This window comes from Desulfatiglans parachlorophenolica (genome assembly GCF_055394735.1).
On sequence record NZ_AP042460.1, the window covers coordinates 2,272,281 to 2,289,872 of the forward strand.

Annotated in this window: 15 protein-coding genes; 9 read left to right on the forward strand and 6 right to left on the reverse strand. The window is 62.1% G+C overall.

Annotated elements, in window-relative coordinates:
• Positions 1-42 precede the first annotated feature (42 nt).
• The 4 genes from purF (at position 43) to ACZ500_RS10565 (ending at position 4,558) form a co-directional block, all read left to right on the forward strand.
• Positions 43-1,437, forward strand: a complete 1,395-nt coding sequence (purF, locus tag ACZ500_RS10550; RefSeq protein ID WP_464233031.1) for an amidophosphoribosyltransferase — start codon at positions 43-45, stop codon at positions 1,435-1,437.
• Between the two features lie 117 nt (positions 1,438-1,554).
• Entirely contained in the window at positions 1,555-2,241 is a 687-nt protein-coding gene (locus tag ACZ500_RS10555; protein ID WP_464232455.1) for a response regulator, read from the forward strand.
• A gap of 4 nt (positions 2,242-2,245) precedes the next feature.
• The gene (locus tag ACZ500_RS10560; protein ID WP_464232456.1) at positions 2,246-4,045 is read left to right on the forward strand and encodes an ATP-binding protein; all 1,800 of its coding nucleotides are present in this window, start codon (positions 2,246-2,248) and stop codon (positions 4,043-4,045) included.
• Between the two features lie 84 nt (positions 4,046-4,129).
• Complete coding sequence (locus tag ACZ500_RS10565; protein ID WP_464232457.1) at positions 4,130-4,558, forward strand: arsenate reductase ArsC; 429 nt, start codon at positions 4,130-4,132, stop codon at positions 4,556-4,558.
• A gap of 25 nt (positions 4,559-4,583) precedes the next feature.
• On the opposite strand, the gene ACZ500_RS10570 is transcribed toward ACZ500_RS10565, so the two are convergent.
• Positions 4,584-5,714, reverse strand: a complete 1,131-nt coding sequence (locus tag ACZ500_RS10570; protein ID WP_464232458.1) for an aminotransferase class V-fold PLP-dependent enzyme — start codon at positions 5,712-5,714, stop codon at positions 4,584-4,586.
• A 266-nt stretch (positions 5,715-5,980) separates the two neighbouring features.
• On the opposite strand from ACZ500_RS10570, the gene ACZ500_RS10575 reads away from it, so the two are divergent.
• Positions 5,981-6,463 (forward strand): DUF4442 domain-containing protein, encoded by a 483-nt coding sequence (locus ACZ500_RS10575; RefSeq protein ID WP_464232459.1) that lies wholly within the window; start codon positions 5,981-5,983, stop codon positions 6,461-6,463.
• Here the strand turns inward: ACZ500_RS10575 and ACZ500_RS10580 are convergent.
• Both ACZ500_RS10580 and ACZ500_RS10585 read right to left on the reverse strand, forming a co-directional pair.
• Positions 6,455-6,733 carry a hypothetical protein gene (locus ACZ500_RS10580; RefSeq protein ID WP_464232460.1) on the reverse strand — a complete coding sequence of 93 codons (279 nt, stop codon included), beginning with the start codon at positions 6,731-6,733 and terminating at the stop codon, positions 6,455-6,457. The genes ACZ500_RS10575 and ACZ500_RS10580 overlap by 9 nt on opposite strands.
• A 57-nt stretch (positions 6,734-6,790) precedes the next feature.
• On the reverse strand, positions 6,791-8,086 hold the full coding sequence (locus ACZ500_RS10585; RefSeq protein ID WP_464232461.1) for an MFS transporter: 1,296 nt from the start codon (positions 8,084-8,086) through the stop codon (positions 6,791-6,793).
• Between the two features lie 452 nt (positions 8,087-8,538).
• Here ACZ500_RS10585 and ACZ500_RS10590 point away from each other — a divergent pair, with 452 nt between their 5' ends.
• From ACZ500_RS10590 to ACZ500_RS10600, 3 genes are read left to right on the forward strand one after another with little or no spacing between them, the layout of a single operon-like run.
• Complete coding sequence (locus tag ACZ500_RS10590; RefSeq protein WP_464232462.1) at positions 8,539-9,663, forward strand: 2-hydroxyacyl-CoA dehydratase subunit D; 1,125 nt, start codon at positions 8,539-8,541, stop codon at positions 9,661-9,663.
• 10 nt (positions 9,664-9,673) lie between these two features.
• The gene (locus tag ACZ500_RS10595) at positions 9,674-10,993 is read left to right on the forward strand and encodes a 2-hydroxyacyl-CoA dehydratase subunit D (RefSeq protein ID WP_464232463.1); all 1,320 of its coding nucleotides are present in this window, start codon (positions 9,674-9,676) and stop codon (positions 10,991-10,993) included.
• Positions 10,994-11,004: 11 nt separating this feature from the next.
• Complete coding sequence (locus ACZ500_RS10600) at positions 11,005-11,817, forward strand: acyl-CoA dehydratase activase (RefSeq protein WP_464232464.1); 813 nt, start codon at positions 11,005-11,007, stop codon at positions 11,815-11,817.
• 260 nt (positions 11,818-12,077) lie between these two features.
• Here the strand turns inward: ACZ500_RS10600 and guaA are convergent, their stop codons facing one another.
• The 3 genes from guaA to ACZ500_RS10615 form a co-directional block, all read right to left on the reverse strand.
• Positions 12,078-13,637, reverse strand: a complete 1,560-nt coding sequence (gene guaA, locus ACZ500_RS10605; RefSeq protein ID WP_464232465.1) for a glutamine-hydrolyzing GMP synthase — start codon at positions 13,635-13,637, stop codon at positions 12,078-12,080.
• Positions 13,638-13,714: 77 nt separating this feature from the next.
• Entirely contained in the window at positions 13,715-15,178 is a 1,464-nt protein-coding gene (gene guaB / locus ACZ500_RS10610; RefSeq protein ID WP_464232466.1) for an IMP dehydrogenase, read from the reverse strand.
• Positions 15,168-16,373 carry a Ppx/GppA phosphatase family protein gene (locus ACZ500_RS10615; RefSeq protein ID WP_464232467.1) on the reverse strand — a complete coding sequence of 402 codons (1,206 nt, stop codon included), beginning with the start codon at positions 16,371-16,373 and terminating at the stop codon, positions 15,168-15,170. The genes guaB and ACZ500_RS10615 overlap by 11 nt, the downstream gene beginning before the upstream one ends.
• Before the next feature lie 799 nt (positions 16,374-17,172).
• On the opposite strand from ACZ500_RS10615, the gene ACZ500_RS10620 reads away from it, so the two are divergent.
• Entirely contained in the window at positions 17,173-17,553 is a 381-nt protein-coding gene (locus ACZ500_RS10620) for a cytochrome c3 family protein (RefSeq protein WP_464232468.1), read from the forward strand.
• The last annotated feature ends 39 nt before the right edge of the window (positions 17,554-17,592 follow it).

The following is a 17,592-nucleotide window of genomic DNA, read 5'->3' on the forward strand; positions in this document are numbered from 1 at the left end:
ACAACAAAGCCCTGCGCGGATGGCGTTTGCCTGCGGCCCCACATCATCGAAGACCGGCCGCGCGAGGAGTGCGGCATCTTTGCGGTTTACAACCACCCAGACGCCGCCAAGCTGACCTACTTCGGCCTTTACGCCTTGCAGCACCGCGGGCAGGAAAGCGCCGGGATCGTCACCTCCGACGGCCGGCGCGTCCAGGAGCACAAGGCGATGGGGCTCGTTCCCGATATCTTCGACGAGCAGATCCTGAACCGCCTGCAGGGCCACATGGCGCTCGGACACGTGCGCTACTCGACCACCGGGTCCTCCCTCCTGGTGAACGCGCAGCCCTTCCGCGTGCAGTTTTCAGGCCATACCCTCGCCATCGCCCACAACGGCAACCTCGTCAATGCCCGCCGGATTCGTACGGAACTCGAAGATCAGGGCTCCATCTTTCAAACCAGCATGGACAGCGAGGTCGTCCTCCACCTGGTCGCTAAAGGCCTGCGCGACGGGCTTGAAAAGGCCCTCACCGAGACCATGCACCGGGTCGAGGGCGCCTACTCCATGGTCCTGATGACGGAGGACACGCTGGTGGCGGTGAGGGACCCCAACGGATTCCGGCCGCTGTGCCTCGGCAAGGTCAACTCGAGCTACGTCGTCACCTCCGAGAGCTGCGCCCTGGATCTGGTCGAGGCCGAGTTCATCCGGGAAATCGCCCCGGGGGAGATCCTCATCATCGACGCGGACGGGCTCCGCAGCGTCCCGGCGGCCGTCCCCTCGCGAAAGAGCCAGTGCATCTTCGAACTGATCTATTTCGCTCGGCCCGACAGCACCATTTTCGGGCAGAACGTCTACCTCTTCCGCAAGCGCCAGGGGGAGCTCCTGGCCGAGGAGTTCCCCTGCGACGTCGATTACGTCATGCCGTTTCCCGACTCCGGCAACTACGCCGCCCTCGGCTACGCCCAGGCCTCCGGCTTGCCCCTCGAGATGGGTGTCATCCGGAACCATTACGTCGGCCGGACCTTTATCCAGCCCTCTCAGACCATGCGGGACTTTGCGGTCAAGGTCAAACTGAACCCCGTCAAGGAGATGCTCAAGGATAAACGGGTGCTCATTATCGAGGACTCCATCATCCGGGGCACCACAGCCCGCACGCGCATCCAGACGCTTCGAAAGATCGGGGCCCGGGAGGTGCACATGCTGGTCAGCTGCCCGCCGCACCGCTTCCCCTGCCATTACGGCATCGACTTCACCACCCGCGGAGAACTCATCGCCGCTGAGAAAACCGTCGAGGAGATCCGGGCCTTCATCGGCCTCGACAGCCTCGGCTATCTGGATATCGAAAACCTCGTCCGCGCCACCGTCATCCCGAGATCGGATCTCTGCCTCGCCTGTTTCGACGGCTGCTACCCGGTCCCCATCGACGAACACTTCTCCAAGACCTGTCTGGAGGGATGACGCCCGAGAAAGGGACGCTCAATCTGAATATATTTTTCACACCCTTCTTGTATGATGCTAACATTCGCTGCATATTGTGGTCATCATCTACCTCTTGACAGATGAAAGCGAATAGCCATGCCCACACAACAGATCCTGGTCGTCGATGACGAAGTGGACATCCTGGAGTTGGTCCGGTTCAACCTCTCCCGGGAAGGGTTCTCTGTCGCATGCGCCACGACCGGAGAAGAGGCCCTCAAAATCCTCAAGACCAATCCGCCGGACCTTCTGCTGCTCGACCTCATGCTTCCGGGGATCGACGGACTCGAGGTTGCCCGCCTGATCAAGTACGACCCAAAGATCCGTCACACCCCGATCATCATGCTGACCGCCAAGGGAGAAGAATCCGACGTCGTCGCCGGACTCGAACTGGGGGCGGACGACTATGTCACCAAACCGTTCAGCCCCCGCGTCCTGACCGCCCGGGTCAAGGCCGTGCTCCGCCGCAAGATCCCGGCCGAACCCGAACCCGACGGCGTGCTGCGCATCCATGACCTCGTCATCCACCCTGGACGGCACGAAGTCCTCCTGAGCGGCGAACCGCTGCAGATGACCTTCACCGAATTTGAAATCCTGAACTATCTGGCCCGCCGGCCGGGATGGGTCTTCACGCGCGCACAAATCGTCGACGCCGTCCGTGGAGACGACTACCCCGTTACAGATCGGTCGGTCGATGTCCAGATCGTCGGTCTTCGAAAAAAACTCGGCAGTGCCGGACACTATATCGAAACGGTGCGCGGCGTCGGTTACCGCTTCAAGGAATAGCTCGATGACGAAAAGAAGGCGGCTCATCTGGCAGCTCTACCCTTCGTATCTTCTCATCATCATCCTCTCTGTCCTGGCTTCCGCCTGGTTCGCCACCCGCCTGCTCACCGGCTTCATCTTCGACCAGGCCCTCGAGGATCTCACCATCCGCGCCCGGATGGTCTCACCGCAGATTCTGCAATATCTCGACCCCCTCGACGAAGGGGCGGTCGACCAGTTGTGCAAAGCTGCAGGACAGGTGAGCACCACCCGTCTGACGGTCCTGCTGGCCGACGGCAGGGTCATCGGTGACTCCCGTGAGGACCCGCACAGGATGGATAACCACCTCGACCGGCCTGAGATCAAGCAGGCAGCCGGCAAAGGATCCGGGCACATCAGGCGCTTCAGCAGGACAACCGATTACAATTTTCTGTATGTCGCCTTACCCCTTTTCAAGGAAGGGCGCATGGCGGGTTTCGTCAGGGCCGCCACCCCTATCGATCATATCGAGGAGACCATCCGAAAGGCCAGGATGCGGATCTTCGAGGGTGGGCTGCTGACAGCTGTTTTTGCCGCCCTTCTGGCCTTTCTGGTCTCCCGTCGGCTCGCCGGCCCCATGAATTCCCTCAAGGAATGGGCGGAAGGCCTTTCGGCCCGCAACACCCCATCGAGGGCCCCTGTCGAAAACGGGGGGGTCGAGATCGCCTCTCTGGCCGAGGCCATTTATGGGATGGCTGTAGAACTCCGCGGTCAGGTCCTGGCAGCCACTCAGCAGCGCAACGAAATGGAGGCGATCCTCGCAAGCATGACCGACGGCGTGATTGCACTCGATATGGACGAACGGATCCTCACCCTGAACGATGCCGCGGGGCTCATGCTCGGGTGGACCCCGCAGGACGCCAGAGGACGGAGCATCCAGGAGGTGGCCCGCTATCCCGGCATCCAACAGTTCGTAAGACAAACCATCCATCACCTCAAACCCGTCGAACAGGAACTGGTCCTGGCCGGCAACACCCAACGCTTCATCCAAGCGGGCAGCTCCATTCTCCGCGACGGGGAGGGCCGGCAGATGGGTGTTCTGATCGTCCTGAACGACGTCACTCGACTGCGCCAACTGGAGAATATACGCCGTGATTTTGTGGCCAACGTCTCCCATGAACTCAGGACCCCCCTGACGGCCATCAAAGGATTCGTGGAAACCCTGAAGGAAGGCGCCTGTGCCGAACCTGAAAACGCACAGCGCTTCCTCGGGATCATCGAAAAGCACGTCGGCCGCCTCGAAGCCATCATCAAAGACCTCTTGAGCCTGTCGCGGATCGAACGGGAGACGGAAAAGGGGGAAATCCATTTGACCAAAGGGCGGCTGCTCGACGTGATTCAAACGGCTGTGCAGGTCTGCGCAGAACCCGCCCGCCAAAAGGATATCCGCTTGGAAGTCCGCTGCCCGGCCGATCTCGAGGTCAGCATGGACCCTTTGAGGCTCGAACAGGCCATCGTCAACCTCCTGGACAATGCCATCAAGTACAGCGATGCAGGCAAGGAGGTGCACATCGAAGCCCACGCATCAGCCGATGGAGCAGAACTCCGGATCAGCGATCAAGGCTGCGGCATTTCAAAGGAACATCTGTCCCGGATCTTCGAGCGGTTCTACCGCGTCGACAAGGCGCGCAGCCGGCAGGAAGGAGGAACCGGTCTCGGCCTGGCCATCGTGAAGCATATCGTACAGGCCCACGGCGGCCGGCTGAGTGTCGAGAGCGAGCCAGGCAAAGGCACCATATTCAACATCTTCCTCAAAGATCCGCCCCCCGCCGTCCACGCCGGTTGAACCGGCGGATACGCCCGGCACAGCGCCCCGGACCCCCCTCCAGGGATCTACCCACGAATTCAAAGCAGGAGGCAGCTCATACTCATGGATTCAGAACGGAAAACCATCCTTTTCGTCTGCACCCACAATGCCGCCCGATCCCAGATGGCGGAGGCGATCGTGAACCATCTATACCGTGATCGGTATCAGGCTTACAGCGCCGGGACCGAGCCGACGGAGGTCCACCCTTTCGCCCGCCGGGTCATGGCGGAATTGGGGATGGATATGGGCCGGCAGCGGTCCAAATCCATCGAGGAATTCTCGAGTCGGGATTTCGACTGGGTCGTGACCCTGTGCAACCATGCGCGGGAGACATGCCCGGTCTTCCCGGCTGGATACAAGCGGGTCCACATGGGCTTCGAGGACCCGGCCGCCGCCGAAGGAGACGAAGAGGAGATGCTCGAGTCCTTCAGGACGGTCCGGGACGAGATCAGGGACTGGATCGACGGGGCGATCCTGCGGACGGACGAATGACCGGCGGCCGGACGGGCCCGTGGCGTCACAAGAGCCTGTCGAGCACCTCGAAGAACCGCGCCGCATCGCCTTCATCGTTGTAGAAATGAGGCGAGATCCGGATCAGACCGCCCCGTTCCGAGAGGAGCACACGCTCTTTCAGCATGGCCTTGAACAGATGCAGCGCCTCCCCTCGCGGCCGAAAGGTCAGGATGCCCGACCGTACATTCGGCGACATCGGCGTCATGATCTCGAGGCCCCTTTCCGAAAGCCCGGCGGTCAGCAGATCGTTCAATTGGAGGATCCGGCGGCGGACCGCGTCCATCCCCACCTCCAGAAGGAGTTCCACAGCGGCGCCCAAGGCATAGATCCCTGCCACGTTCAACGTCCCCGGTTCGAACTTGGCCGCGCCGGCCTTCAGCTCGTAATGGATGCTGAAAAAGTCCTCTTCGTTCTCCACGCTCTTCCATCCGACCTGAACCGGGTGAAGCAGGTGCGCCGCCTCCCGGCCCACATAAAGCATCCCGCAGCCCATGGGGCCAAGAAGCCATTTATGTCCCCCTGCGGCGAGGAAGTGTATCCCCCATGATCGAACATCGATCGGAAGCACCCCGAGGCTCTGAACGGCATCGACGCAGAAAAGGATGCCCGCCTCCCGGCAAAGCTCCCCGAGCGTCGGCAGATCGGAGGCGCCTCCCATCAGGAAGTCCACCGAACTCACGGCGAGAAGGCGCACCCCTTTTCTGATCGCCCTGCGGACATCATCGGCCTCGACGACGCCCCCTCGGCGCTCCACGAAAATCACCTCGACCCCCTTTCTCTCGAGGTCGAGCCATGGATAGATATTGGAAGGAAAGTCCGGCCGCGAAACCAGGACTGCGTCGCCCGGCCGCCAGTCGATGCCGCCTGCCACCGCGCTCAGGCCTTCCGAGGTGTTCCCGACAAAGGCAACCTCCTGTTCCTCCGCCCCGATCAGCCGCGCCAATAGCCCACGAACTTCGCCGATCCGCCTCACCCATTCCGGGTATACGGCAATCCCGTGATGGACCCTGTCTTCGTTCAGGCGCCCCAGCTCCGCAGCCACGCGCCGCGGCATCGGTGAGACGGCGGCGTGGTTCAGATATGTATAGGAGCGGGTCACCGGAAATTCTTTTCTGAAGGCACTCATCTCCGTCATCGTTTCCCCTCTCGGCCCCACCGAACGGTGGGCCAGTCTCTTTCGCCCGAAGCCGGATTGGACACAGAAGCGCTCATCTGCTATTCTGAATCTCCGCAGTCCGGCGCCACTGGAAACCCGCAGGCCCCGTGGGCATTCTTCTCAAACATCCGCAATCGGTTTCCATCCACGAAGGGCCTTTTTGGCCGATCCCGGCGCACTCCCCGCGGCACCGGACAGACAACCATTGCGGGGGCGCTTCCCGGAACACAGGCAGAGGAGGCCGGATGACTTCCATCTTCGAGCGCGTTGCCAAAAGCCCGCGGCTCTTCCGCAGGCTCGTGAACCTCTGGTTTCCCTATCTCGGCGCAGGGATCCATGTCGAAAGGATCAGCCCTGACTGGCGTGAAGTCGATGTGCGCATGCCGCTACGCTGGTACAACCGCAACTACATGGGGACTCATTTCGGAGGGAGCCTCTACGCCATGACCGACCCCTTCTATGTCCTCATGCTGATCAAAAACCTCGGCAAAGACTATTGGGTGTGGGACATCGAGGCCCGGGTGCGTTTCATCGCGCCGGGCCGCGGGACCGTGCGCGCCCGTTTCATGCTTTCAGAGGCGGTCGTCGAACGTATTCGGCTCGCCGCCGCCGGCGGAGAAAAGGTCCTGCATCCTTTTACGACCCGGGTCATCGACGAAAAAGGCCTCTGCGTAGCCACGGTCGAAAAAACCATTTATATCCGCAGGAAAAAGCACCGGTCACGCTGAGCGCATGTCCCGCACTCCCTGGAGAACTCTTGCGCGGCTTGAAACCGGATATCCACGCTCTTCAGCCAGCTCTTCCAACTGCACCTCCAGCCATTCCGGTACGAGGCGTCCTTCTACGAGGGAGCAGATCCGATCCCCCAGGAACAAGGCCTCGTCGAGGTCGTGGGTAATGTGGATCACTGGCATCACCGCACGGCCGGCAAAGGATTTGAGCTCCTTTTGCAGCCGCCTCCGGGTCGGCTGGTCGAGCGACGAAAAGGGTTCGTCCATGATGGAATAGGACGTCAAGCGGAAATGAGCACTGCACAGATACCCGGATATAAGGGTTCATGCCGTTCGCCTGCCAACCCCCGTATCGCGCGCAAAGCAATACAACAGCGTGACTGCCGCAAGGCATCCGCTGCAGAGCAGGAGCGCTGCGTTGAACGCGGCCGGTCCTTGCGAAGCCCCGGGGAAGACCGCCTGCATGAAGGCCCCAAGACCATGAAGGAAAGCAGCCGGACCGATCATAGTGAAAAAGTTGATGCCCGTCATGGCCATGCCGGCCATCTCGGGCGGCATTTGCTCCTTGATATGGGTATACATGAGCTGACCCGAGGCCCGGAACATCCCGAGGGTCGTGATCAGCAAGGCCAGCCAGACGAAGGCGGTGCCCGCGGGCAGGATGGCAAGGGCTCCGGTCATCACCGCAAAGGATACCAGTCCGAGCACGATGATCCATTTCCGCGTGCGGATGATCCGGTCCGAAACGCCCCCCCAGAGAGGGCTCCCCATGATCATTCCGACATTGAGGAGGAAGATCAGGTTCCCCGTCTGCACCGGGGTGAACCGCATGACCTCCATCAGATACGGACCGGCCCAGAGGGTCTGGAAGGAGGCGAAAATGCCGTATCCGACGAAGCTTCCCATCGATATGATCCAGTAGTCGCGGTTCTTGAGGAGCAAGGTGAAACGGCTGAGGGGATGCCCCACCCCGGAACCCGCCCCGCCCCGAGCCCCGGCCACCGGCTGAACCGGCGCGTCACGGACGACGATGAAAAGGGCGGCGACAAGCACGAGGTTAACGGCCGCCACCGTCAGGAAGGCCCAACGCCATCCCGTGAGGTCGACCAGCAGGACCAGCGGGGTGGTTGCCGCCATGTTGCCGATCGTCCCGATGGCGAAGACGATCCCCGAAAGGGTGGCGAAATAGACGGGGCTGAACCAGGTCGTCATGAGCTTGAGCGTCCCCATCAGGTTGCAGGCCATCCCGACGCCCAGCAGAAGACGCCCGAACACCCCCACCGGAAGGGAGTGCGCCGAGGCGAAAATCACCGCTCCCACGATGCCGGCGATGGAGAGACCGGTCATCATCCTGCGGGCGCCGATGCGATCGAGAAAGATGCTGATGGGGATCTGCGTGAAGGCGAAGGCGTAGAAAAAAGCGGCTGAAAGGAACCCGAGGTCGGCCGTGTCGAGGCCGAGATCGACTGTCAACTGCGGCGCAATGACCGCATTGGTCGCCCGGTAGAATTGGGACAGGAAAAAATTGGCCGCGGTGATGGCGAATATCGCCCAGCGGCGCTGCTGGTCGTTCAATGGCGGCAATGCGTGAAAGCCCTCCGTTCCGGTGATTCCGGCCACTCGGGAGCATATATCCAACCGGACCCAATTTGCAACGGTCCCGTTCAGGCGGAACCCACCGAGCGGTGTTTTACGCTCCGACCATGGACGCGCCCGGGATCGCGCCCCTTTCGACGTTCTAACCGGCTACTTACTCCCCGTCCGGTTATGGATGTGCCTCGTTGCACCCCGCATGGCCATTCTTCCGCCAAAGGCATTTCCCCCGGCCTCAGCCAGATTCCATCCCGAGGAAGGTTATCCGGAGCGACCACGTTTTCATCGCGCTCCGTGAACGGTTTTTCCGGCATCCTCGCCTTCTGTGATCTGGTGATTTTACAGCACCTGTGGTATCAGGAAAGAATACATCTGAAACCGGCCAGGCTGGAACCCGAGATGCACGGACCCTATAGGCAAGAAAGACATGCTGTTCCCGGGCCCTGCCAAAAGCCCTAAACGCTTGGACCTTAAACGCGATGAAACCGATTGAAGACACCCAGAGCCCTTCGGAGGCCTTCGCGGCACCGAATCGAAATGATTATCTCCGAACCCAGAAGGCGTCCTACGGCCGGAGGGTCTTCGGCGTCTTCCCCGGTCATTACCCGCGGGAACTCCTCTGGGCCTTCGACATCCTGCCTGTCGAGATCTGGGACCCGCCGATCGAAACCCGCCGGGCGGACGCCCACCTGCAGTCCTACATCTGCCCGGTCGCCAGACGCGGGCTCGAACTGATCCTCGATGCCGGCGCACGGGGCCTCGACGGCGTCCTTTTCCCGCATCTGTGCGACACGCTCCAGAACCTGGCCTCCCTCACCGCTCATTATCTCAAACCGGACGTCCCGGTTGACTTCTTTTACACGCCCAAATCGACGTGCATGGCGCCGGCCATGAAATATCACGTTCAGCAGACCCGGGCGTTCGCCGGCCGCCTCGCCGGGCGCTTCGGTCCGCTCGACCCGGATCGATTCGCGGCGCGATCGGCCCAGTCGCTCGAGTTGGACGGCGCGCTCAAGACGCTCTACGATCTCAGAGCCGAGGGCCGGCTCCGCTGCTCCAACAAAGGCTTCTACCGCTTCATCCGGCAGACTGAATACCTGCACCCGGACGATTTCCTTCCGCGGATCGAGCGCTTCCAGACCTTTTACGAGGGGCAGGCGGCAGGCCGCAAGGGGGTAATCCTGAGCGGCATCCTCCCGAACCCGCCGGAGATCCTCGAAGCCCTGGACAATCTCGGGGTCCGGGTGACGGATGACGACCTCCTCAACGCCGGGCGCCGCATACCGGCCCGCGCGCCCCGCTCGGCCGACCCGTGGGAGCGCGCGGCCGAGCGCTTTTTCAGCCTGCCCCCCTGCAGCACCGGCGCTTCCCCTCTGAAGGCGCGCCTCGAACGGTTGACCGCCATGGTCCGGTCGGGCTCCGCGGCCGGCGTCATTTTCTGGACCGTCAAATTCTGCGAACCGGAGGCCTTCGATCTGCCGGAGATCCGTTCGGGCCTCAAGCGCCTCGGCATTCCCTCGCTCGTGATCGAAAGCGCCCTCGACGAAGGGCTGACCGGCCAGACGGCCACGCGGCTCGAGGCCTTCCTGGAGATGCTTTCCTGATGGAGGACCCATGACCCTCCTGTCCACTGCCCGATACCGCTTCATGAAGGAGATCGGGGCGCCCGCCGCCTTGCGCTTTGGGAAGATCGGGAAAAAGCGGCGTCCGCGCCCCCCCGATCCCCTGTTCGCACCCCCTCTGAAGGCCGCCCGGCGGCTGAAGGAGATCATCGGCCGGCACTATCTCCTCTCCCGCTACACGCCGGGGGCCATGCCCGTCGCCTGGGTCACGAGCGGCGCGCCGGTCGAAATCCTGCGGCCGTTCGGCTATTACACCCTCTACCCCGAAAACCACAGCGCCCTGTGCGGCGCCCAGAAACTCGGCGGGCGCATGTGCGCCCACGCCGAGGAGCACGGCTACAGCCCCGATCTCTGCTCGTACGCGCGCATCGACCTCGGGCACGCCCTGACCGGGGACACACCCGTCGGCCGGCTCCCCCGGCCGGATCTGCTCTTCGCCTCGAACAATATCTGTCAGACCGTGCTTTACTGGTACAAGGTCCTGGCGGCGCGCTACGACATCCCGCTCATCCTTTTCGACACCCCCTATCGCTTCACGGACACGGAGGACCGTCCAGCCCTCGATTACATGGTCGGACAAATGGAGGAGATCATCCTGGAACTCGAGCGCATCACCGGACGGCGCTTCGACCGGCAGGCCTTTTCCCGCACCGTCGCTCTCGCAAAGGAGACTTCCCTTCTCTGGGGAAAGGTGCTCGCCACCCTCGAGGCCCGCCCGGCCCCCATGACCATCTTCGATGCCTTCGCCCACATGCTCCCGATCGTATCGCTCCGCGGCCTGGATGTGGCGCGGGGATACTACCGCCTGCTCCTGGACGAACTCGAAGAGCGCGTTCAGCACGGCATCGGAGCCATCCGGGAAGAGCGCAAACGCCTCATGTGGGACAACATCGCCATCTGGTATCGGATGCGGGAGCACGCAAACCTCTTCGCCTCGCACGGCATGGCCTTCGTCACCGCAACCTACACGAATGCCTGGGCCGAGACCACCCCCATGCTCGACCCGGAACGCCCCCTGGAGTCCTTGGCGAGGGCCTACAGCTGTGTTATCTTGAACAATCATCTGGAGCACCGACTGAATCTCATGGAGCGCCTGATCCGCGAATATCGGGTCGACGGGCTGGTGATCCATTCGGCCCGCAGCTGCAAACCTTACTCCGTCGGCCAGTATGATATCAAACGCCTTCTCCTCGAACGCCTCTCGATCCCGTCGGTGATCATCGAGGCCGATATCGCCGACGAACGATTATACGCCGAGGAGCAGACCCGCACCCGCCTCGAGGCCTTTTTCGAGGCGGTCGAAAACGAATGAAGGATGGACTGATGCAATATGTCGCCGGCATTGACGTTGGATCCCTCAGCACCGAGGTCGTCATTCTGGACTCCGAAGCCCGCATCGCCGGGGAAAGCATCCTGGAGACCGGGTTCCACAGCACCCGCGCGGCCGAAAGGGCCTTCGAAGCCGCCCTCGCCCAAGCCGGCTTGCCGGCTGAGGCGATCACGACCGCCGTGGCGACAGGCTACGGACGGATATCGGTCCCCTTCGCAACGAAGCGCATCACAGAGATCTCCTGCCACGCCGTGGGGGCGTGGCGTCTTTTCCCGGACACAGGGACCGTCATCGACATCGGCGGACAAGATTCAAAGGTGATTCAGGTGGGAAAAGGCGGCAGGGTCCTGGATTTCACCATGAACGACAAGTGCGCAGCCGGGACCGGCCGCTTTCTGGATGTCATGGCCGCCAAACTGGAGGTGCCGCTCGGCGACCTGGGGCGTCTTTCCCTCGAGGCGCGCCGGGAGGCCACGATCAGCAGTGTCTGCACGGTCTTTGCGGAAAGCGAGGTGGTCTCGCTCGTGGCACGGAACCACCCGAGGGAGGAGATCATCCGCGGGATCCACCGCTCCATCGTACACCGCGTCATCAGCATGGTGAGGGTGGTCGGTGTCCAGGGCGAAGTCACGATGACAGGGGGCGTGGCCCTCAATCAAGGGGTGGTGGCCATGCTTTCGGAGGAATTGGGCCGCCCCGTCCACGTGCCCGCCGAACCGCGCACCGTGGGGGCCTTCGGGGCCGCTCTGCACGCCCTCGGAAGCGGTGCTCAAAGCCCCGTGGTCCGACCGCCCCCTCCGGGCTGATCCAACCCGCCGGGCTTGCGGCATCCCTTCCTTCCAACCGGGACACCTGCAAGCGTTCCAAGCAGGCGGAAACCCTTTTCTGGCTTCTCCAGGACAGCCCTGCCGGCTTCAGGCTTCGCTGCGTCACAAGCCGGTTCGGGGACCGGATATCCTCCAAGAAATCCCCTGACTGCCGGGGGCCTTCCTCACGCTCCCCCGGGCTCATGGCGATGCGATGAACCGATTGCCGCTCGGAGGGCCCCTGCGGGCCGAAACGCAACTCACTCCCACTCGATGGTCGCCGGTGGCTTGGAAGAAATGTCGTAGACGACGCGGTTCACCCCCTTGACGCTGTTGATGATCCGGTTGGAGATGCGGCCCATCACCTGGTAAGGGATCCGCGACCAGTCGGCGGTCATCGCATCCAGGCTGTCCACCACGCGCACGGCGATGACGTGCTCGTAGGTGCGCTCATCCCCCATCACGCCGACGGTCCGCACCGGCAGCAGCACGGCGAACGATTGCCAAACCTTCTCGTACAGCCCGGCGTTGCGGATCTCTTCGATCACGATCGCATCCGCCGCCCGCACGATCTCGAGGCGTTCACGCGTCACCTCGCCCAAGATCCGCACCGCAAGCCCCGGCCCGGGAAAAGGCTGGCGCATGACCATCTCCCGCGGGAGCCCGAGTTCGACGCCCACCTGACGCCCTTCGTCCTTGAACAGCTCGCGGAGGGGCTCGACCAGTTCGAGGTTCATCTTTTCAGGCAGGCCTCCCACGTTATGGTGGCTCTTGATCGTCGCCGAAGGCCCCTTGAAGGAGACGCTCTCGATCACGTCGGGATAAAGGGTGCCCTGTGCGAGATACCGCGCATCGCCCAGTTCCTTGGCCTTCTTCTCGAAGACGCCGATGAACTCCCGGCCGATGATCTTGCGCTTCCGCTCGGGGTCGGTGACGCCTTCGAGGCAGGCGAGGAAATGGTCGGAGGCATCCACCAGATGGATATCCATCCCGTAATGGTCTCCGAAGAGTTCCATCACCTCCTGGGCCTCGTTGAGACGGAGAAGGCCGTTGTCCACAAAGATGCAGCTCAGCTGCGGCCCGATCGCCTTGTGGAGCAGGACGGCGGTCACCGAGGAGTCGACGCCCCCGGACAACCCGCAGATGACCCGATCGTCCCCGATCCGTTCACGAAGGCTGCGGATGGTCCGGCGCGCAAAGGACGCCATGGTCCAGGTGGGTTCGCACCCGCAGATCGTGTACAAGAAATTCTTGAGGAGCCGCGTGCCCTCCGGGGTGTGAACCACCTCGGGGTGAAACTGCACCCCGAAAATGCGCCGCGCGGGGTCGGCCATCGCCGCCACCGGGCTGTTGCGGCTCCCGGCCAGGGCGGTGAAACCGGCGGGCATGGCCTCGATCCGGTCTCCGTGGCTCATCCAGACCATCATCCGGTCTTCCTGATCCCCGAGACCGTGAAAGAGGTCCCGGTCGTCGCGGATGTCGATGGTGGCGTGCCCGTATTCCCGGTCCTCGGCCCGCGCCACCGCACCTCCGAGCAGGTAGGTGATAGACTGCATACCGTAGCAGATGCCGAGGATCGGAACGCCCATATCCAGGACCTCGCGCGGCAGCATCGGTGCATCGCCGTCATAGATGCTCGAAGGTCCGCCGGAAAGGATGATCCCCTTCGGCGCAAAGCTCCGGATCTTTTCGAGCGCCAGGTTGAAAGGGTGAATTTCGCAGTAGACCTGCGCCTCCCGCACACGGCGGGCGATGAGCTGGGTGTACTGCGACCCGAAATCCAGGATCAGGATCTTCTGCTTATAGAGATGACTGGTCATGAATCCATCCGTCTCCGTTTGTTCCACGAGGGGCTCGATCCGTTCAGACCGCTCTCCGCCTGAACGCCATCCAACGCCTACTCGATCCGGTAGTTGGGTGCTTCCTTGATAATGATGACATCGTGGACGTGGCTCTCTCTCAAGCCCGCCGGCGTGATCTGGATAAACTCCGCGCCCTCCTGGAGGGTCCGGATGTCGGGGCACCCGAGATAGCCCATCCCGGCCCGGAGTCCGCCGACCAACTGATAGACGGTATCGGCCAACGGGCCGCGATAGGGGACACGGCCGACGATTCCTTCAGGCACCAATTTTTTGTCCGTGTCGGCCTTTTCCTGGAAATAGCGGTCCTTGCTCCCCTCCTTCATGGCCTCGAGCGAGCCCATGCCGCGGTAGACCTTGTAGCTCCGGCCCTGATAGAGGATCGTTTCGCCGGGGCTTTCTTCCGTGCCCGCAAAAAGGCTCCCGATCATGACCGAATCGGCCCCGCCTGCGAGCGCCTTGGTCAAATCCCCGGAAAACTTGATGCCGCCGTCCGCGATGAGCGGCACACCCTCCTTGCAGCATACCTCGGAGCAATCCATAATGGCCGTCATCTGGGGGACGCCGACCCCTGCGACGACCCGGGTCGTGCAGATCGACCCCGGGCCGACTCCCACCTTGACACCGTCCGCACCGGCATCGATCAGGGCCCGCGCACCGTCGGCCGTCGCCACGTTGCCGGCCAGGAGTTCGAGTTCGCCATAGCGCTGCTTGATGGCCTCGACGGCCTCGATCACCTTGGCCGAGTGGCCGTGCGCCGTGTCCACGACGAGCACGTCCACATTGGCCCCGATCAGTGCAGCCGCCCGGTCCATCATGTCGCCCCCGATGCCCACGGCCGCCCCGACCCTGAGCCGCCCGAGCTCATCCTTGCAGGAGTTGGGGTACTTCTTGATCTTTTCGATATCCTTGATCGTAATCAGACCCCGCAGTTTTCCCTCCTCGTCAACGACCAGCAGCTTTTCGATCCGCCGGGCATGCAGGATGGCCTTCGATTCCTCCAGCGTGATCCCCATCCGGGCCGTAGCGAGGTTGTCCTTGGTCATGACGTCCTGAACCTGCTGGTCGAGATTGGTCTCGAAGCGCAAGTCCCGGTTGGTGATGATACCGACGAGGTTTCCCTCCTTGACGACCGGGACCCCGGAGATCCGGTACTTTTCCATGATGGCGAGGACATCGTGGAGGCGGCTTTCCGGCTCGATGGTGATCGGATCGATGATCATGCCGCTCTCGGACTTCTTGACCTGCTCCACCTCCAGGGCCTGTCGTTCAATCGGCATATTCTTATGAATGAATCCGAGCCCCCCCTGCCGGGCCATCGTAATGGCGGTGTCCGCCTCGGTCACCGTATCCATCGCGGCGCTGACGATCGGAATATTCAGGCGGATATTCCGGGACAGCCGGGTCGCGACGTCCACTTCCGCAGGCAGAACCTCCGAGCGGGCCGGCACCAGGATGAGGTCATCGAATGTATAACCGAATGCAATCTCTTTATGAAACATGCTTTTCTCCCTTCAATCGATCCATCAAAATCCCTTCGAGCAAATCGGATAGGCTGACCGTCATGACGGAGGCATCGAGGTGCTCCATCACGCTCAGGACGCAAATCGCCCCCGCCAGGATGACCGGGGCGCGCCCGTCGTCGAGGCCGGTCATGCGCACCCTTTCGGCAGTCGCCAGATGCCGCATCCTTTCGAACAGCACCGACAGAGCAGCCCTTTCGACACGCAGCCCGTTGACTGCGGCGGCATCGATTCGCTCGACCGGTATCCGGTGCAGCATCGCCGCCAGGGTCACGGCCGTGCCGCCCGTACCGGCGAGCCGTGGGCGCGCCTCGCGCCGCCCTTTGAGAAGCGGTGCAATCCGCAGGTCTATGGCACGCTTGAGCCTTTCGATCTCACGATCGAGAGGAGGGTCCGCAGCGAAATGCTCTTCGGTGAGCACCGCTGCACCGATGGGAACGGAGTAGACCGCCGGCTGGGCCTCCACACCGATCATAAACTCGGTGCTGCCGCCGCCAAGGTCAAAAACGACAAAAGGCCCTTCACCGATGCCAAGGGCCCACAGCACCCCGCTGGCCGTAAAGCGGGCCTCATCCTCACCCGAAAGCAACTCCAGGGCAAAACCCGTTGCCTCGGTCAACCGCTCCAGGAAAGCCTCCCGGTTGAGAGCCTGTCTCAGCACGCCGGTCCCGACCACCACAAACCGTCGGACGCCGAAGGCACGGCCGCGCTCCCTGAACCCCCTGAGCACCGCCACCGCCCTGCCGAATGCTTCCCCGGTCAGCCTCCCCCCGTTCGATTGCATCCCTTCGGCAAGCCGCACATAGGCGCGATCCCGAAAGATCTCGAGCAACCTTCCGGATGCCTCCCCCAAACCGCCTATCAGCATCCGGGCGGTGTGGCTTCCGAGTTCGATGACGGCCAACTCTCCGCTCATCATGCAGCCAGCGACCCTGCGGCCCTTGCCCGCGCAAGGGCTCGTTCTCTGGCATACCGGCCGGAACATCCTCCATCGCGGACCAAAAAATATCCAGTATCCATCCGGGAATGATTTCCCTATAGAACCCAGTTTCCAATCCGGAAATGAGGATCTTTGGCCAATATCAAGGAAATCGAGCGTTTGAGCGGAGGCGACCTGCAGGTCGCCGCACAAGCAAACGTGCAGATTGACGCCGAGATTGGTCAAAAAGACCATTTCCGGATGGAAATTACATAGTTTATCACACCACTTTCCGTTGGACACTATCAAACAAGCGGCCCATTTGCAAGGAGCAAAAGAGCCGTTCAGCGACTGCACCGGGGCTGTCCGCACCCCCTCGCGCGGACTGTACGTACAAAACGGTGAAACCGGGGCGACAACCGGAACCACGAACCTCCCGCTCCCGAGATAATCCCGCCAATCAAGCATCAAAGGCCTTTCCGTGCCTCCACGAAACCCAAAAACTGCTTGACAAAGAGCGACAGTTTCCGCTAGAAATGCCCCTGTGCAATTTTCGATGGTTTTGTCAGTATTTACGAGTCTGATGAAATTCCAATGCGATCGCAAGGCTGCGCCTTTTATGTGTTTCGATCATTCACAGGATGCTGTCGGTCAACCGGTCTGCGCCTCTTCGGCATGGATCCCGCGGCCAGGCAAACCACCCTGGATGATGAATCCGCCGTTCGCGTTCCGGCGAAGGCGACCCCTCCGATCCTATCCCGACATCACCACCCCGGGAGATCCAGCCCGGCGCTGTTATCCGTGCTGGTAAGGACGGAGACCGCTGCATCCGGCCTGCCCCGAAGGGGGCTTTTTGCAGCTGGGAAGCGGCGCAGCGACGCACCGGAAAGAGGCCATCGACGGTAAGCGGATTGCCGGACGTACATCGGCGGTTTTCGCTTTGATTTCTGCACGATCCTACCGGGCGCAAGGCGTGTTCCGATTCTGAAAACCCGGTTGACTATGCGGCGATTTTCCACCCCTTGAACCACTCGCTTGATGAAGGGATACTGGTATGGGATCCAAATCTGAGAAAATGATCGCTTACTGCCTTGCAGCGTCACTGCTGGTTGTCGGTGTCGTTTCCTATGTCGCATCGGCGCATCAGAAACCCGATGAAATCGTGAGGATCATGCTGCAGAACAGCGCAGGCGGCGTTCTTTTCACGCACATGAACCACGCCTCGGAAGACGAATACGGGATCGGCTGCACCGACTGTCATCATGCCTGGGATGAAGAACCGGGTACCACGCCGGGCCTATGCAGCGAATGTCATGAACCCGAAAGCGAGGATCCCATGAAGTCGTCGGATGCCTTTCACATGTTGTGCAAAGGGTGCCATGAAGACGGGGGCAGCGGCCCCGTGGAATGCGGTGAGTGCCACGTCTTTCAGTAGCGATTCGAGCCGCGGGCACTGCGACCCCTTGCTGCCCGT

Excerpts from the sequence above, each read along its gene's own strand:
- ACZ500_RS10555 (WP_464232455.1), top strand. The coding sequence starts at position 1,555 with ATGCCCACACAACAGATCCTGGTCGTCGATGACGAAGTGGACATCCTG.
- ACZ500_RS10560 (WP_464232456.1), top strand. The coding sequence starts at position 2,246 with ATGACGAAAAGAAGGCGGCTCATCTGGCAGCTCTACCCTTCGTATCTT.
- ACZ500_RS10565 (WP_464232457.1), top strand. The coding sequence starts at position 4,130 with ATGGATTCAGAACGGAAAACCATCCTTTTCGTCTGCACCCACAATGCC.
- ACZ500_RS10570 (WP_464232458.1), bottom strand. The coding sequence starts at position 5,714 with ATGACGGAGATGAGTGCCTTCAGAAAAGAATTTCCGGTGACCCGCTCC.
- ACZ500_RS10575 (WP_464232459.1), top strand. The coding sequence starts at position 5,981 with ATGACTTCCATCTTCGAGCGCGTTGCCAAAAGCCCGCGGCTCTTCCGC.
- ACZ500_RS10580 (WP_464232460.1), bottom strand. The coding sequence starts at position 6,733 with ATGGACGAACCCTTTTCGTCGCTCGACCAGCCGACCCGGAGGCGGCTG.
- ACZ500_RS10590 (WP_464232462.1), top strand. The coding sequence starts at position 8,539 with ATGAAACCGATTGAAGACACCCAGAGCCCTTCGGAGGCCTTCGCGGCA.
- ACZ500_RS10595 (WP_464232463.1), top strand. The coding sequence starts at position 9,674 with ATGACCCTCCTGTCCACTGCCCGATACCGCTTCATGAAGGAGATCGGG.
- ACZ500_RS10600 (WP_464232464.1), top strand. The coding sequence starts at position 11,005 with ATGCAATATGTCGCCGGCATTGACGTTGGATCCCTCAGCACCGAGGTC.
- guaA (WP_464232465.1), bottom strand. The coding sequence starts at position 13,637 with ATGACCAGTCATCTCTATAAGCAGAAGATCCTGATCCTGGATTTCGGG.
- guaB (WP_464232466.1), bottom strand. The coding sequence starts at position 15,178 with ATGTTTCATAAAGAGATTGCATTCGGTTATACATTCGATGACCTCATC.
- ACZ500_RS10615 (WP_464232467.1), bottom strand. The coding sequence starts at position 16,373 with ATGGTCTTTTTGACCAATCTCGGCGTCAATCTGCACGTTTGCTTGTGC.
- ACZ500_RS10620 (WP_464232468.1), top strand. The coding sequence starts at position 17,173 with ATGGGATCCAAATCTGAGAAAATGATCGCTTACTGCCTTGCAGCGTCA.